Origin of the sequence: Chryseobacterium sp. Bi04 (assembly GCF_918698085.1) — a bacterium.
Classification (GTDB): Bacteria; Bacteroidota; Bacteroidia; order Flavobacteriales; family Weeksellaceae; genus Chryseobacterium.
On the sequence record NZ_CAKKLP010000004.1, the window covers coordinates 254,143 to 270,060 of the forward strand.

General features: G+C 31.7%; 12 protein-coding genes. 4 read left to right on the forward strand and 8 right to left on the reverse strand.

The window, feature by feature from the left end; genetic code table 11:
* Positions 1–23: 23 nt before the first annotated feature.
* Positions 24–1,472: a DUF3945 domain-containing protein gene (locus LQV47_RS09070; protein WP_230036081.1), complete on the forward strand. Its 1,449-nt coding sequence runs from the start codon at positions 24–26 to the stop codon at positions 1,470–1,472.
* A gap of 20 nt (positions 1,473–1,492) precedes the next feature.
* Positions 1,493–3,577, forward strand: a complete 2,085-nt coding sequence (locus tag LQV47_RS09075) for a type IA DNA topoisomerase (RefSeq protein ID WP_230036083.1) — start codon at positions 1,493–1,495, stop codon at positions 3,575–3,577.
* Between the two features lie 61 nt (positions 3,578–3,638).
* Here the strand turns inward: LQV47_RS09075 and LQV47_RS09080 are convergent, their stop codons facing one another.
* Both LQV47_RS09080 and LQV47_RS09085 read right to left on the reverse strand, forming a co-directional pair.
* Entirely contained in the window at positions 3,639–3,779 is a 141-nt protein-coding gene (locus LQV47_RS09080) for a hypothetical protein (RefSeq protein WP_167497828.1), read from the reverse strand.
* Between the two features lie 146 nt (positions 3,780–3,925).
* Complete coding sequence (locus LQV47_RS09085; protein WP_230036085.1) at positions 3,926–4,333, reverse strand: hypothetical protein; 408 nt, start codon at positions 4,331–4,333, stop codon at positions 3,926–3,928.
* 639 nt (positions 4,334–4,972) lie between these two features.
* Between LQV47_RS09085 and LQV47_RS09090 the strand changes: the two genes are divergently transcribed.
* Both LQV47_RS09090 and LQV47_RS09095 read left to right on the forward strand, forming a co-directional pair.
* Positions 4,973–5,503, forward strand: coding sequence for a hypothetical protein (locus tag LQV47_RS09090; RefSeq protein ID WP_230036087.1), 531 nt, complete (start codon positions 4,973–4,975; stop codon positions 5,501–5,503).
* Positions 5,504–5,543: 40 nt separating this feature from the next.
* On the forward strand, positions 5,544–5,840 hold the full coding sequence (locus tag LQV47_RS09095; RefSeq protein ID WP_230036089.1) for a hypothetical protein: 297 nt from the start codon (positions 5,544–5,546) through the stop codon (positions 5,838–5,840).
* Positions 5,841–6,008: 168 nt separating this feature from the next.
* On the opposite strand, the gene LQV47_RS09100 is transcribed toward LQV47_RS09095, so the two are convergent.
* From LQV47_RS09100 to LQV47_RS09125, 6 genes are all read right to left on the reverse strand, one after another.
* Positions 6,009–7,280: a HEPN domain-containing protein gene (locus LQV47_RS09100; protein WP_230036091.1), complete on the reverse strand. Its 1,272-nt coding sequence runs from the start codon at positions 7,278–7,280 to the stop codon at positions 6,009–6,011.
* Positions 7,281–7,365: 85 nt separating this feature from the next.
* Entirely contained in the window at positions 7,366–8,487 is a 1,122-nt protein-coding gene (locus tag LQV47_RS09105; protein ID WP_230036093.1) for a hypothetical protein, read from the reverse strand.
* 101 nt (positions 8,488–8,588) lie between these two features.
* Positions 8,589–9,914, reverse strand: a complete 1,326-nt coding sequence (locus LQV47_RS09110; RefSeq protein WP_230036095.1) for a HEPN domain-containing protein — start codon at positions 9,912–9,914, stop codon at positions 8,589–8,591.
* Positions 9,915–9,921: 7 nt separating this feature from the next.
* Positions 9,922–12,918 (reverse strand): DEAD/DEAH box helicase, encoded by a 2,997-nt coding sequence (locus tag LQV47_RS09115; protein WP_230036097.1) that lies wholly within the window; start codon positions 12,916–12,918, stop codon positions 9,922–9,924.
* A gap of 447 nt (positions 12,919–13,365) precedes the next feature.
* A complete protein-coding gene (locus LQV47_RS09120) occupies positions 13,366–14,991 on the reverse strand; it encodes a DUF262 domain-containing protein (protein WP_230036099.1) in 1,626 nt (541 codons plus the stop codon).
* Positions 14,988–15,863 carry a hypothetical protein gene (locus LQV47_RS09125; RefSeq protein ID WP_230036101.1) on the reverse strand — a complete coding sequence of 292 codons (876 nt, stop codon included), beginning with the start codon at positions 15,861–15,863 and terminating at the stop codon, positions 14,988–14,990. The genes LQV47_RS09120 and LQV47_RS09125 overlap by 4 nt, the downstream gene beginning before the upstream one ends.
* Between the last annotated feature and the right edge of the window lie 55 nt (positions 15,864–15,918).

Here is a 15,918-nt window from a genome sequence, read left to right on the forward strand (position 1 = left end):
TTCGTTCCATTAAATAAAACAAAATGGAACAAGAAATAATAAACGCTCAGGAATCCGATGAACTCAAACCATCAGCAGACACACTCCTTGTCCTGAACATTCATACCAATCAGGTTGAGATGGTCAAAGGTGTAGATAAAGAAGGAAACCTTCAAAAAGTTCCTCCACAAGAAAAGGAGGATAGTGACCCGCTGATCAGAGTTGATAAACACGGCGATCTATTCTCCAACTTCTTTTCCAACTTTTATCGGCAGCTTAAAAATCCCACGCATTTCAACTTTTTCAAAGTTTCAGAATATGATGCTGTCAATACCGCCAAGGATCTTCAGAACTATGTTGATCAGGCATCCCCTGAAGAAAAAGAAAAGCTGAAGGACTACGAAGTTTTACCTAAACATAACAACAATCCAAAAAATCAAAATACAATGGACAACAACACAGAAAATCAGGAATATCGTTTTCAGCCTGAGCAAATCGACTGGAAAACGATGGAAAAATTCGGACTTAATAAGGAAAAGCTTGAAAAGATGAATGCCATGGATTCATTACTCCGAGGCTTTAAAACAAATACGTTAATTCCCATTACCATTAATCTGGGAACGGCGGTTAGCAAGATGGATGTTCGACTATCCCTTCAAACAGGAGATACCGGACAAGTTGCTGTTCATCTGCACGGTATCCGAAAAGAACCTAACCTCAATAATAAATTCTTGGGTCATCAGTTCAGTGATGAAGACAAAAAGAACCTAAAGGAAACCGGAAATATGGGCAGGGTAGTAAATTTGGTTAATCCTAAAACCGATGAAATCATTCCATCAGTCATCAGCCGTGACCGCCTCACCAACGAATTGGTTGCTTATAGAGCGGAGTACATGAAAATTCCTAATGAAATCAAAGGTATACAACTCGATGAACATCAGAAGCAAACCTTACTCGAAGGTGGACCATTATATCTTGAAGGAATGACTTCTAAAAAAGGAGAATCTTTCGATGCCACCGTACAATTCAATGCAGATAAACGGTATGTAGAATTTTTGTTCAACAATAATCAAGCGCCGCAACAAAGCCAACAACACAATCAACAACAAACTCAAAATACGGATCAAGAATCACCCAGAGTATTCAGAGGAAAAGTGCTGGACGATTCACAATATGAAAAGTTCAAAGCCGGGCAAACCGTGTACGTTGATGGCCTTACCGATGCTAAAGGTAAAGCCTATCAAGGCTACATTACCTTCAACAAAGAAACTTCCAAAACCGACTTTTCATTCACTCATCCTAATAAACTTAAAGAGCAGGCAAAACCTATAGAAGATAATAAAACCCAAACTGCTGTTAATTCTCAGGGTAAAACCAATGAAGCGACTAAAAATATCAAAGAACCTTTAGAATCAAAACAGCAACAACCTGCCAATAAACAACAGGAGGATCAGCAAAAAAAGGTTAGAAAACCAAGAAGACAAAAACTATAATAAACATCTAAATCCATCATATGAAAGCAATCATCGCAGAAAAACCGAGTGTCGCAAGAGAAATCGCACAATTGTTAGGAGCCCATCAAAAGAAAGATGGTTATCTATCCGGTAACGGATATTGTGTCACCTGGGCATTGGGACATCTGATCGCATTAGGAATGCCGGAGGATTATGGTATAAGAGGCTTTAACAAAGCCTCTTTGCCTATCTTTCCCAATCCTTTTATTCTGACTCCCAAAAAACTAAAGAAAGCAAACGGCTATGAGACTGATCCTTCAGCTTTAAAACAACTCAACACAATAAAGCAAGTTATCAATCAATGCAGCAGTATCATAGTAGCAACAGATGCAGGAAGGGAAGGAGAGCTGATCTTCCGCTATATCTATCACTACATACAATGCAATAAACCTTTTGAAAGACTCTGGATTAGTTCCCTTACTGAAAAAGCTATACAGGAAGGTTTTAAAAACCTGCAATCAGGCTCAGCCTTTGACGGTTTGTATGAAGCTGCTAAAGCCAGAAGTGAAGCAGACTGGCTGGTAGGAATCAATGCGACCCAGGCATTAACTATAGCAGGAAACCAAGATGTATATTCTTTAGGCAGAGTGCAGACACCAACCCTTGCTTTAATCTGTCAACGATTTCTTCAGTATCAAAACTTCACCAAGCAAAAGTACTTTCAAATTCAGCTGAGCCATAGAAAAGAATATACAGATTTCACCAGCCTTTCACTATTACAATGGGAAGAAAAAAAGCAGGCAGAACAAATCCAAAAATCCATAGATCGGGAGGGGAGAGCTGTTGTCGAGGATGTATCTATTACAACAGTGAAGGAACAATCTCCGTTACTTTTCGATCTCACAGAATTACAGAAAGAAGGCAACCGAAAATTGGGCCTTTCTGCAGATGAGGTTTTAAAAATTGCCCAAAGCCTGTATGAAAAGAAATTCATTACCTATCCCAGAACCGGCAGCAAATATATTCCTGAAGATTTATGGACAGAGATTCCTGAACTGGTCAGAATCCTCAATACAAACGATCAATTTAAATCAGCCATATCTACTTTAAAATTCGGAAACTTCAACAAGAGAATCGTTAATGATGTAAAAGTAACGGACCATCACGGTTTACTCATCACTACGAAAGTTCCATCCGCACTTACTGCAAATGAAAAAGCTATCTATGATATGATTGCTTACCGTTTATTGGAGTCATTATCCCATGCCTGTACAAAACAAGTCAGCCACATCATGATAAAAGTACATCATTATGAATTCCAGATCAAAGGTTCTACAATCCTGGAGAAAGGCTGGCGTGCCATCAAAGGAATTTTATCTGATAATGAAATTCCGGATAATGCTGAAGCTCTTACAGAACTTCCAGAACTCAAAATCGGCGATGAGTTGAAGATTTCAAAAACCAACTTACTGGAAAAAACTACACAACCTCCCAAGCTTTATACAGAAGCTGATCTTTTATCAGCGATGGAAAACGCTGGCAGATATATTGAAAATAAAGAAGAACAGAAAGCGATATCCAATATTGGCATCGGAACCCCAGCCACCAGAGCCTCCATTATTGAAACGCTGCTCAGCAGAAACTACATCACCAGAAAAAGCAAAACGCTGCATCCCACCGATAAAGGCTTACAGGTCTACAACCTTGTCAAAGACAAAAAAATAGCCAATGTCCAAATGACCGCAGAATGGGAAATAGCATTGGATAAAATTGAAAAAGGTGAGCTCAATAGAAATCAATTCATCAATGACATCCAAGACTACACAGCTGAAATCATCAATGAACTTTTATCTCTTCATATTTCCCAAGAAAATACCCTAGAGCTCAAATGCCCAAAATGCCAGCAGTATAACCTCGTCATTAAAGACAAAATCGTAAAATGTCCTGATGAACAATGTAACTGGATTCTCTTCAGAACTATTTGCGGAATACAACTCAGCATTAAAGATCTTACTTTACTGTTAACTCAAAACAAAACATCATTAATCAAAAACATGAAAAGTAAAAACGGTAAAAAGTTTGATGCTTTTATCATTCTAAAAAATGATTTCAGTACATCATTTGAATTTGGAAATAAGAATTAATTTCAAAAAAATAATATAGTAAAGAAGCAGCCAATGAGCTGCTTCTACATTTTATCCAAGTCTAATCTCCTCTTTCATGTTCGTGAGGTTTTAGCTTTGGATGCTTTGGTTGATTGGGTGGGTTTACCCTTCTTCTTCTGTCGGGTTCTCCATCTGGTTTTTTAGGCTTGGGTCCTGGCTTGATTGCTTCGATTGTATTCATAGTACAATAAAGATTAATTAATAATTATTTTGATATCAAAACAGATTAATACCAGATCAAAAGTAAATTTTTGGTCATTACTTTTATTACGGAAATCCGTAATCATTGCTTTCTAAAGGGTTGAAAAAGCAATTTTGATGGCAACTTTATCTCCTTCTGGGAGCACTCCTTGTATGTGGGCTAACATAAGTTCCGTCTTTTCGCGTATAACCTTTAACATGTATTGAACCGCCTGAATTTGATTGAGAACTGTAACCAGAGGATGATCTTACTGATGGAGAAGAATACGATGATGTTTTAGAATAGCTGCTGTAAGTGGTGTAGCTGTGCTTATTAGCCCACCCGTAATAATTTCCCCATTTAAGCTTTCTATAATTTTTCTTATTCACTTTTGATGATAAATAAACTTCTGTATCTTTAGGAATAATGGTAACTAATCTACTGCTGTCACTGCTGGAATAAAGAGGTGTATCTTCCTGTAGCCGAACAGTGTAATAGTTGGTACATGAAATAACGGAGAGAAGTAATACAAGATAAAGTAATGATTTTTTCATTGTAGTTAATTTTATATCTACAAATCTAAATGAACTTTAAAGGAACTAATTACGGTTTTCCGTAGTCTTGTAAATCTTGAAATTACAGCATTGTTAAGCCGTAATCTACCTCTCTTTCAAAATGTGTAGCGTGATGCCTGGCGCAACATTCTTCTTCAGGACTTAATCTGGAAAAATCTAATAACAGATTTCTAAGAGGGTGATGTAGAATGACTCCATATAGAAGCATTACGGATAGCCGTATTTTATCAATGACAAAGCTATATATTTTTGCAATAAATAATATATCGTAAAATGAAAAAAATAATTCTACTATTAGCTTGTGTCATTATTTTTGGTTTCTTGTGATGGCAATTCAGGATGTTCTTATAATGGTCATACTTTACATGTGGGAGATAAAGGAGGCTGTTATTACACCAACTCATCCGGTAATAAAGTATATGTTGATAAAAGTAAATGTAAAGGGTGTTATTAGATAAGATAGAATTCTATTGATTTTGGAGAAAAAGTCTGCCTGAATCCCAAGCCTAATCATTCGGGATTTTTTCTCAGATATTTAATAAAAAAAGCATTAATTGTTAGATATTTCTTTTAATTCACTATATTAGAGATCAGGACCTGTGGCGTTCCTATAAGATTATGGAATATAATTATTTTCATGGAGCTATTTTAATAGATAGAGATTATGACCTTTCAAAGGATTTCATAATACGAGAAATGATTAAAAAGAAATACTATTATTTTCACCCGAATATTTTCTCATTAGGAGAAAGTGAATACCCTTATTTTTACGAAAACATATTGATTTCTTTTGGGCGAACAGCAAAGTATTTTGTTGATAATGAAATTGAGCTTAAAGCATTTTTGAAAGAATTTGAGGACATTTTAAGCAATTTGGACTTTGAAACTGCACAAATAACAGTTCAGGCAAGTTATGCTGACTACAAATTGTTTTGGATCAACAAAGAAAAACTAATAAATCGTCCTGGGGATGCTTTAGAAACCACATTGCTCTATTTTGAGGAGAACCAGGTTAGATATTACGAAACTGAAAAGCTGTATTTTGGTTTGGGTGAAATAGATTTGTTCACGGGATACGTTTTTGATAAATATGACGATGAAAAGTTATTAGATTTTGATAGAAAATACCCAGGTTTTGTTTATCCATAGAGACAGCTAACATAAATCAAAAATCTAAAAAAATGATAATATGACAGAAAATTATATTCAATATGCAGACGGCTATCAAAAAGACAATATAGATGGACAGGATATTATACAAGCTATATCAGATCTCCAATTGATGGATGAAGAACATGGAGCATTTTGGGTTTCGGTTATTACAGATGATGAAAATGTAATTGAAGTAAATAAAGATTTATCACTTATGGTAATTTTTGCAGGGGAACAAACTAAATATCAGCCTAAAGATTGGAATGAAGTTATCGAGCTTTATAAGCTATTATTGGCTGGCGAATCCGATATAATACTCGAGAGAGTAAAATAAAGAATTAATATGTCTTATAAAAGATATATAATGGCGAACCATCAAAGGTAAATGCGCAAATAGATTGCGTAGTCATAATGCTTAATCTATTCTAAAGTTATTCAATTTGATTATAACTGTCAGATTAAGTATTGACTCATTCAACTAATTCAATCTTAGCTATTACAATTAAAATAATCTTTTAATGGAATTCTTTTTATTTAAAATTTCATTTATTTTACTATTATCGATACCTATTAGTGAAAGTACGCAGCAAGTTAGTAAAACTCGTAGTTTATTAGTTTCCTCCAATAGTTCTTGCCCTAATAACTCATTTCCTTTACGATCGTAAAAATGAGAATAATAATTTCTAGTTTTTACTACCCTGTCAACTTTAATATTGCTATTTCGAATAAGGTGTACGGCATTGAAATTATTTATTAAATCGTTTATTCTCTCCTTTAGAATCTTATCAGTACCTATAAATCTCTGATGATAACCTTCCAAAGACTGTATAATAGTTAGGAAATCAAGACTTGAAAAGTATCCTTTTTGTTGAATACTAGCTATTAAATGATTTCGAATTGGGGTGAGGCGATCACTTTCTTTAAACCATTTTAGTATTACTTCAGGGAAAATATCAGAAATGTCATCATAAGTAAATAAAAAATTTGTAGAATCAACTTTTTGGGTAGACTTTTTCTTACTTATGAAATATAATTTTATAGGATCAGAATTCTGAGGAATATTTTGTTGATTATATAAAAAAAGTTCTGTTATTAGAACAGGAATTTGTGTTGCTAACGTTATAAATTTACAAGTAAGAAATACCTTTTCTAATAAAACTGAAAAACTCTTCTTTTCTTTACATACTATTGATAGAGCCGTGGTTTGGCTAAAATTAAATTCTGTGTTTTCAAAATTTCCATTAAATTGACTCTCACCGCTAAGGGTCAATTGATATCCTTCTGTGATATCAAAATTCTTTTTCCAGTAGGAATCTTGATCCGTAGAAACTTCTACTTTTTTCACTTTATTATTAAGTTCACCAAAATAAAATGATTTTTCAATAATGGCAGGCTGTTTCCATTGAGAAAAAATGGGAGAGAATAAAGAAATTTTATCAAAGAATTTATCTTCAGTAGAATTTAAATGTAAACCTTCTAAGGTGTATAGGCATTCATAAGTACTTAAGTGGACAGAATTCAATGAATTTATATTTAATGACTCTCGACAATTAAATAAGGTTATTTTTTTATTATCATTAATATCACCATATATTGTTTCTACTGTTGATACCTTATTTTCCAATATTCTTTTTATACTTTCTGATTCTGTATGATAGCAACCAAATAATTCTAACACTATCTTTTCAGGCTTGATTATTAATGTTCCGCCAATTTTGTTTTCTGGATTGCTTGGCAAGTACCAAAGTCCTTTGAATTCTTTATTTTTTTTCATGGATTTATATGACTGAAAATATTCTAATAAATTCTTTATAATAGAGCGTTACTATAGCATTCTGATTTGTATATTAATTTATTCTTTACCATTCCCATCTATTTTTCTTCTTGATTTCTAACGAATTTTTATCAACATCTTCCATTAAATTGTCTTCTGTATTTTTAGCCGGATTGTACCAATCGAGTTTTTTTTCAGCCCAATCAAGCCATTCTTTGTCTGTAGTATTAGTAGATTTCAAATGCTCAAAATACTCCTTTAAAATCATAAACTTCTTCCATCGATGGGCATCATTATAGAAATAAATAAATTTTGTAAGCTCTTCATCCTTCAATTTTTGTTTTGCTTCTTCAATCTTTCTAAGCTCCTCTCTCTTTTCACTTTCAATTTTCCACACTCTTCTATTTTCAGCCATTCTTTGAAACTCAGTTTCAACTTTTATCAAAATTTTTTCAATTTGATCTTCAACGAGTAACTTATCTGTGTCTGCAAATTCAATAGTCCCATATTGCACGATCTTAACTGCTAGTTTTCCATTTGCTATTAAATCTCTGCTTTTCCATCCTCTTTCATTCGTTGTATCTTTAATATTGCTTTTTTCTTTAATATATAGTGCAATTTTATCTTCATATGCTGCAAATTTTAATCCTTCAGAATCTACACTTACCTTATATCCTAAAGTTTTAAAATTCTTTATCAGATTATCCAATATTCTTAATGAACGAGACACATTTTTTGGAGAAACAACAATATTAGGTAACCCTCTATCAGTAGAAATAGTTCCTTTTATCTTTTCATAAGAATCATGAACTTTTTTCTTGTCAAGGTTAGCTTGTGCGTTACTAACGATTTCGTCCGGCCTACTTAACCGTTCGGATACTTTTAAAATTAATGCGGAATTGCTTTTGATTTTTTCGGTAACAATCTGTTTGAGTGAATTTATAGGATTAGGATCATTTTTAGTTCTATCCACATGAATTTTTATCTCTTTTTCATTTTCTTGTTGAGGCAATAGGGTTTTTACTACTTTCTTTCCAAATTGTAATTTTTGCCAGTATCCCATAGGAGGTAAAGGGATGTCAAATTTTTTACATATCTTTCTTAGTCCGTTATCAGACAAATTAAATTCTTTAGATAATTTAGTTAGAGGTGTAGCCCACACCTTATCATAGAGTTCTGTACGGGTAAGCTTAATGATATTATTCATTAAAGTATCTTAAATAGATTTAGGGATTATAGTAATTTTAAAACTTTCAGAAAATTTTCCTGTTCTTAAATGTTTTATTATAATTTAGGTGTAAAATTTTATTAGTCAGGAAATTCTTTATTTAAATCGTTTTTAAATCCAAGTTGGGATAATACTATACATATTGCAATTTTTCTTAAACAATAAACTTGTAGTTGTAGCTGATCTGGTTTTATAGAATTGAGGCTCCCATGTGTAATAGCATCCCTTGTTTTCTTTAGTTTTGCAAAAGGATACCCGAAAATTTCAGGATCAACATTATTGATTCGTAAAGTCTCTTCTAATGGGCTCTTAAATGGTTTAAATTCTAACTTATCAATAATACCTCTAATTTTCTTTTCAAATTCCATCTGATCTTTTTTAGCTACCAGATAATTTTTTAGAGTTTCATATACCTGATCTGAAATAGATTTTTTATCAGTATTAAAGGCAAACTTTTCTTGTTCTTGCTTAATATTAAAAATCTCAATAATATTGAAGAGAAGCAGAAACGCTGATGAAAAATCAACTTCCCTTGAATGAAGGATATTATCAATAGCTTTTGAAATTTTCTTTTCATTCTGACTATATTTAAGGTACCACTTCTTTTTCAAAAAATTGTCAATTCGATTATTTTTTTTCAGAAAAATGGATACCGTTTCCATGTCTGAAACATATGTTTGGTTATTTGGCTCTGTATCTCGAAATATATATATATCTTTTTCTGTACGGAAAATAAGTTTTTCCATTGTAACTCTAACATTGAAAAAGAATGAAAATAGATTGCAAATAATTTCAATGTGATGCTTAATTTCATCATAGTCAATGTTTTCAAATTTGAAGTTAATTGTTCCTTGCTTTTTTACAGTAAATTCTTCACTCCCTCTATGCTCATTACTTGTATATTCTAGTTCTGGTCTGAAAGACATATTGTCAATTTTATAGAAATTGGACATACCATCCATCCTTGATATTGAAAATATATTTTTATTACGAAGATTAGTGAAAAAAGAATAAAATTCATTAACAACTTGTAAACCATTTTTATTTAGAAAGGTAATACCATTGTTGATATTTTCTTTATCTGTATTATCCTTAATAATGCAAATATTGGTTAACCATATTGTAAAATATCGATATTGTTCATTGGTTTGAAATGATAAGACCTTATAAATTCTACTTTTATCAAGAATTAATGAAACTTTAGAGTCAATAATGTGAAAATTCTCTTCAAATAAACCTAAAGGATTTTCTGAATTAGAATAATAAGCATCTATTCTTGAGGTGATATCATTTTCAATAATTTGGATATATATTTCTTTATCTGAGACAAAAAGATGAGCATGGTGCTCTTTATCAGATATTCTTTCATCTTTAAATTTAAGGTCTAAACAGTAATAATTTTTCATGGAAAGGTTAATTTTGAGTATGGTACTTTAAAAAGTTCGACAACACTCCTGAAGGGGTTTTAGCATTTTTATTAAGAATCTTGGTATTGGCAAAAACAATGAAATTATCTTTGGCCCTAGAAACAGCAACATTGAGCATATTCGGTTTGTTGTCTCTATCGAAAAATAATGTGCCTTTATCTTCATCACCATAGACCATTGAGAATAAGACAATAGGTCTTTCAGCACCTTGTAGCGCGTGAACTGTTCCTATTTTAAAGTCCTCAACTTTAAATCCTGCATCTTTTAAAGCCGATTTTAAGCTGTTTTTTTGTCCTGTAAATGGTGTAATAATACCAACAGCGTGTTCAATTGACTTATATTTCTTTTCAATTTCTGTTTTGTTGTCTGTCAGCCAGTTAATAATTGTTTTAACTTCTTCAATATTAAACCTGCTGCCATTTGGGTTTCTTGTTGATTGGCCTTCAACATGAATACAATGCATTGGCGGGAAAAGCAAATCTTTTTCTGCTTTTCCTCTTAATGGAATAAGTTTTCCGTCATAAGCTAAAACATTACAATAATTAATAATTTCATCATAACATCTTCTATGTTCTGTTAGCAGGACCCCTTTTTCATGCAAATTTGGCTCTTTAAATCCCGATGCATTTTGAGCCATTTTCATAATACTTCCGGTAGAAGAAAGAAAACCTTTAGGGTCAAATTGTTTTTCGTAAACAATATCATCATAGTCCTCGATAATTTCACACTTTTTAAGGTTACCAATATCAATTTTATGGGTAACGTTCCAAATGGGCTCAATCTGTTTTACATCTCCTACAACAACAGCGTGTTTAGCTAAAGCAAATGTGGCAATACCTACTTCAGGAGAAACCTGGCCTGCTTCATCAACAATGAGAAGATCAATAAAATTAAATAGAGGTGGATTATCATGTATTTTGTTGCCTTCTCCGGTCATCCTTAAAAATTTATAAAAACTGAAAAACTTTGGCGCCATGAAGAATGTACTGACAAAGCATGGTGTAAGCATTGCATGTCTTTTCCATCTGTTAATCATAGGTTCTTTCCCTTTCCCATTAAATTTGGGATCACGAAGATCTGCTTCAAGTTGTAGTAGATACCTTCCTTCCCAGTAATGTAAAGCCAATTGAAATGCTTTGTGGCGCAGTGAAATATCAAGTTCATCATAAAAACAGTTAGCACTTATTTTTTCTTTTATTTTTAGGTGCTCACTTTCCCAATACTTTTCTTCTGAACGTGGAGGGTTACCTTTAATTGAATTGTTATTCTTCCATAGTTTCCATTTTTCAATGGAACCAATAATCTTTTTAGCGGTATTTATCTTAGAATCTATTGTATCAAGAATTTCATTTTTCTTGAACACAAAATTTTCAGGAATTGCAATTTGGGAATCTCTAAGAATTATTTTTACTTCCGAAGCTCGGTTTTTTAGAGCAGACTGTATTCCCAGAAAGCAAAAAACTTTTCTGAAAAATGGTTCATTGTTAAAATATGTAATAATATTTTGTTCAGTTTTAGTCAGGTCCTCAACATCATTTTTGAGTACATCTTCATTGAGCAAATCTTCCTGATAATAATTGGAAACTTTCGAATTATTGAGAAGGTAATTAGACTTAAATACATGTTCGGATTGTAAGTAATCCTTCCACGTATCACCAGAGTCTTTAAGGATCTGTTCAATGTCTGAAATTTCTGTTTGTAATTTTTGTACTACAGAAGATATACTGAGGGCGGTAGAATTAAAGTATTCGTTACTTTTTTCTAAAAAATATTCTTTAGCATCCTGTAGAAACTCTAAATTTTCTATGTCGTTAAAAAGGCCGCTACCATTCAGTTTTTTATAATTAATACCTTTTAATTCAGTTTCTTTTTTACTGGTAGAGGGAAGGTAAGTAGCATAACCATCAACATCTGGAATCCATCTGCCTTGTAATTTTCCTTCTCTTGTGTTGGATCTTGAGAAACTGTCTATAATATTGGTAACTGCCTGGTTGTTGGTAGAGCATGCTAAAATAATTGGCGCATCTTCATCCCTAAGCGCGCTTTCAACCATCTTATTGGCAACTATACTTTGTAATAGCGTTGTTTTTCCGGTACCTGGTGGACCATTGACTGCAAAAACCTTTTCATTAGATCCTAAAAGTGTGTTTAAACTTTTTCTTTGTGAAATGGAAATAGGAAAATCAAAACCCATCTGCCCGAGGTGCAAATCATTGGTGTTTATTAAATCAGGGACAGTGATAGGTAACTTTTCCTGATTGTTGTTTAAGGTTATGAAAGATTGTAAAAGTTCGGGAAGATTCTTTTGGTGAAGAATTTTTTCATACAGCTCTATGATTCCCATTGCTGCATTCATTTCTTCTTGTGGAAGTAGTACTATAGCATTAAAGATCGTTTCATAAGCTCCTGATTGATATTTGTATAGCTCCTGACCGATAACTTTTTTAAATACATCCTTAACGTATTGTATATACTCAGGATATTTTGAATAGTTTTCTTTCCCTAGAGTAGTAGCTAAATCTACTTCTTCAATGTTCGCAAAAATAAATTCAGTACGTTCATCAGCAAGGGGTTCCAGATATTGTCTTTGGAACAGAGGAAACATTTCATCAGGAATATAAAGTTTCCCGTTTCTGTCTAAATAAGCAGAGTACCAGAAGGGAAATTTAGGTTTCTTATCTTTGAGATGAACAAGATGGTCTGATGCGGGCTTAAGCTTAAAGGGTGCTATTACTACAAATATATGGTCTATAGTGATCCACTCTTCATCATCTTTATTTTTAATCCCTCTTTTTTCATTGATTCTTCTTTCTTCAAAATCAATGAGCGTATTAATTTTTTGAAGATCTGTAATAAAGTTGTTTTCAATTTTGAAATCTTCAATTTCAAAATGCTGGGAACCGTCAATTTCAATATTGGTATTAAGGGAGTCTGCTAAATTCTTTTTCCAGTAGATGAGCCATTTATGATATTCTTGATTCATTTGTGATTGGTTAGTAAAAGTCATATTAAGCTAAAATAAGATAATTATATGAGATTATTTTATGGTAAACCGTAAAATGATTACTGAATTAGGCTTTCTTAATCATACAAGATGCTGTAAATAAAAAAGGAGACCTTTTCGGTCTCCTTTTCCGTATATCTATAAAGGCTATTGCATGCAGATTGCTTCTTAGTAGAATTTATTTCTTGTACCCCTTTTACTTTACCATTTAAATGTGAAGTGTTGATTTTGTAAGTCTTTGCAGAGTAAAGTTGTTTTTTTACCATCTTTGGCCCTAAATAGATTTAAGCTAATCTTTTGCAAGCCTTGACTTATTGATGCTACTCTTAGACTTTAGACCATAAATTTAAATCATTTTTGTAGTGGATATATTTAAATTATACTTTTTAAATATATCGGAGTTTTTATTAATTTATTTATAATAAATTATATTTCAATTTCTAAACCTAGACTCTTGATAAAATCTTGTTCTTGTAATTTAATTAGATTTTCTCGCGACTTAATTAATTCTCTATTTTTATTTTGAGCAAACAAATGTCGCATTTCATTAGTAATAAAAAGTCCCTCAGATGATTGTTCAAAAACGTTCTCAGTTAAGAGAAAAGATAAACTTGTGTGCTTTATGCCGTTATAATTTAAAATGGTATCATTTACAATTAAAAGTTTATATACTAAATTTCCCAAAGTTTCTTTTTCTTCTTCTATAAGTTTAATAGATTCAAAGCCTAAACAGTTTTCAACCTTTATTTCTTCATTTGCTTTACTTAATTGAAAAAGAACGTTTGCACAAAATCTAACTGATCCAAAGTTGGACGGTTTATATTTTGGTACTTGAAATCTACTATCTTTATTTTCTATATATAGTATTTCATCATTAAAACCATATAAAAAATCTCTGAATTGTTGAAATGCTTTTGCTCTTTTGCTAGGACTGTAAACGGTAAAATAATTAGAGTATGTTGTGAACCAAAACCATTTTTTTAATTCCTCAAGCTGTATAATTGAGGGATTTTGACATATGTTAAAAAATTCAGTTATAAAAATTAAATGCCAATTTGTTGGTAAAAGTCTATTATCAACAACAAACAGATTTTCAAACAAAAATTTTACAGCTTTTTCTATTGATAAAAGAGTTTTTTTTGATATTTGAATGAATGTATTTTTGTCATCCTTTATAAGATTTACTACATCAACATCGAACGAGAGTTTACCAAATGAACTTTGAATACAATTGAAAATTAATTCTCTACTAATATTTTGAAAATTATAAAATTTCAATGTTTCATATAGTTTGTCAATTTCGTCCTTTAGACTGAAGTTTGAACCTTTTGTTAGTGCATTTACAATCCAATCTTTAGATATTTGAATACCTTTTTTATTTACTCTCCAAAAGATTTCAACAGCTTCATCAAGAGTGGCATTCAGAATATCAACAGAAGATATTTCATATTCTGAAATAATTTTACTTAGTTCATCAGCTCTGTCTAAATAAATATCAATCTTACTTTTATCATCAATTTTTTCTAATTTGTCCCTCGCAAATTTTCGAAAATCAGCTGTATTAATTAGAACGTGTAATGGTACTTGGTGATTATCTGTATATTTTTGATTTTTTCTTAAAGGAAAAAATTCTTCTTTCTCCAAATCATAATAAATTCTGAATTTTTCTAGTAATATGTTTTCATCTAACAACAATCTGTCTGTGTTATATTTTTCAGGATTTATTAAACAACCAAAGAGAGATGAAAGACGTTGTAATCCATCTAATATATATATAGGTTTAGGCTCTGTACTAGTGTTCTTGACTTTATATGGACCAATATAATTGTTGCTTTCTAACCAAATATCACTGTTACCATAAACTGGTTGCCAAAATTGTATGGAGCCAATTGGATATTTATTTCTGATAGAGTCGAACAGTTGGATTATGTCATCGGTGCTCCATAAAAAATCTCTTTGAAATTCAGGCACCTGAAATACGCCTTTTTCGAATTCATCTAAATAACTCCTTAAGGAACGGACCCTTGTGTCTATTTTTAATGCTGATTTCATAATTGAATTGTTATTTTTTGAAGAATATCTCTTAATTCATTTGGATTGTTTTGTTCAGCGGTTCGCTGGAGTAAGCCTTCTTGGGTTGCAGAAATAAATAATTCTGAAAATTCTTTTTTAAAATTTTGAAATTCACTTTTAAGTCCATTTCTAAGATTATCGTAGTTCGGATCAGAAACATCAGAATAGAATGTATGAACTAATTTTTTTCTAATTTCTAAATTTGGTCTGCTCATCGCATAGCCATTTTCTAAATCAAAAAAATCTTTTTGAGCACTATTTAATAAAATATATGACTTTATTGACTGGCTCAGTAGGTTGATATTTTCGACTATATCTGAAGGCATATAATTCTCCATTTCTCTTTTTTCCAGAATATGGTAAGGGATATTATTTGTTATACAAAAATTTTCTAACACTGTTTTTTTATTAGATTCTAGAGGAAATTCTTTATCACTATCAACTAGAACAAAACATCTATATGTTTTTAAATCTTTGCCATTTAAAAATGGAATAATATTTTCTGCTCCTCCACCCATTTGAAAATCCAGCCATCCGTTTTCTTTATGGTTATTTATTTTCTTACTTTTGCTTTTAAACTCCCTTAATAATGCTTGAAGGAAATGTGCATCGTATGTACTATTTTCCAGTATGATATAAAATTTGTTACTTAGAAAAATGATAGCTTCTTCAATAGAAAGTCCACTTTGATTTTCACTAATTGTAATATTACATGTAGGACTACTACTTATGAACAGACTATAATTATGCGAAATGATTTCATTTATTTCTGGATAAAACAAATCGAAAATACTTTCATTTTTAATAGCACCAATATCAATAAAAAAATTAAATTTTGATTTATATGTCATAATTTGCAACAACTGTCTCAAACTATTAATATGTTGGTTTGTCTCAAATAATGAG

Coding starts and splice junctions, on each gene's coding strand:
- LQV47_RS09070 (WP_230036081.1), top strand. CDS start 24: ATGGAACAAGAAATAATAAACGCTCAGGAATCCGATGAACTCAAACCA.
- LQV47_RS09075 (WP_230036083.1), top strand. CDS start 1,493: ATGAAAGCAATCATCGCAGAAAAACCGAGTGTCGCAAGAGAAATCGCA.
- LQV47_RS09080 (WP_167497828.1), bottom strand. CDS start 3,779: ATGAATACAATCGAAGCAATCAAGCCAGGACCCAAGCCTAAAAAACCA.
- LQV47_RS09085 (WP_230036085.1), bottom strand. CDS start 4,333: ATGAAAAAATCATTACTTTATCTTGTATTACTTCTCTCCGTTATTTCA.
- LQV47_RS09090 (WP_230036087.1), top strand. CDS start 4,973: ATGGAATATAATTATTTTCATGGAGCTATTTTAATAGATAGAGATTAT.
- LQV47_RS09095 (WP_230036089.1), top strand. CDS start 5,544: ATGACAGAAAATTATATTCAATATGCAGACGGCTATCAAAAAGACAAT.
- LQV47_RS09100 (WP_230036091.1), bottom strand. CDS start 7,280: ATGAAAAAAAATAAAGAATTCAAAGGACTTTGGTACTTGCCAAGCAAT.
- LQV47_RS09105 (WP_230036093.1), bottom strand. CDS start 8,487: ATGAATAATATCATTAAGCTTACCCGTACAGAACTCTATGATAAGGTG.
- LQV47_RS09110 (WP_230036095.1), bottom strand. CDS start 9,914: ATGAAAAATTATTACTGTTTAGACCTTAAATTTAAAGATGAAAGAATA.
- LQV47_RS09115 (WP_230036097.1), bottom strand. CDS start 12,918: ATGAATCAAGAATATCATAAATGGCTCATCTACTGGAAAAAGAATTTA.
- LQV47_RS09120 (WP_230036099.1), bottom strand. CDS start 14,991: ATGAAATCAGCATTAAAAATAGACACAAGGGTCCGTTCCTTAAGGAGT.
- LQV47_RS09125 (WP_230036101.1), bottom strand. CDS start 15,863: ATGACATATAAATCAAAATTTAATTTTTTTATTGATATTGGTGCTATT.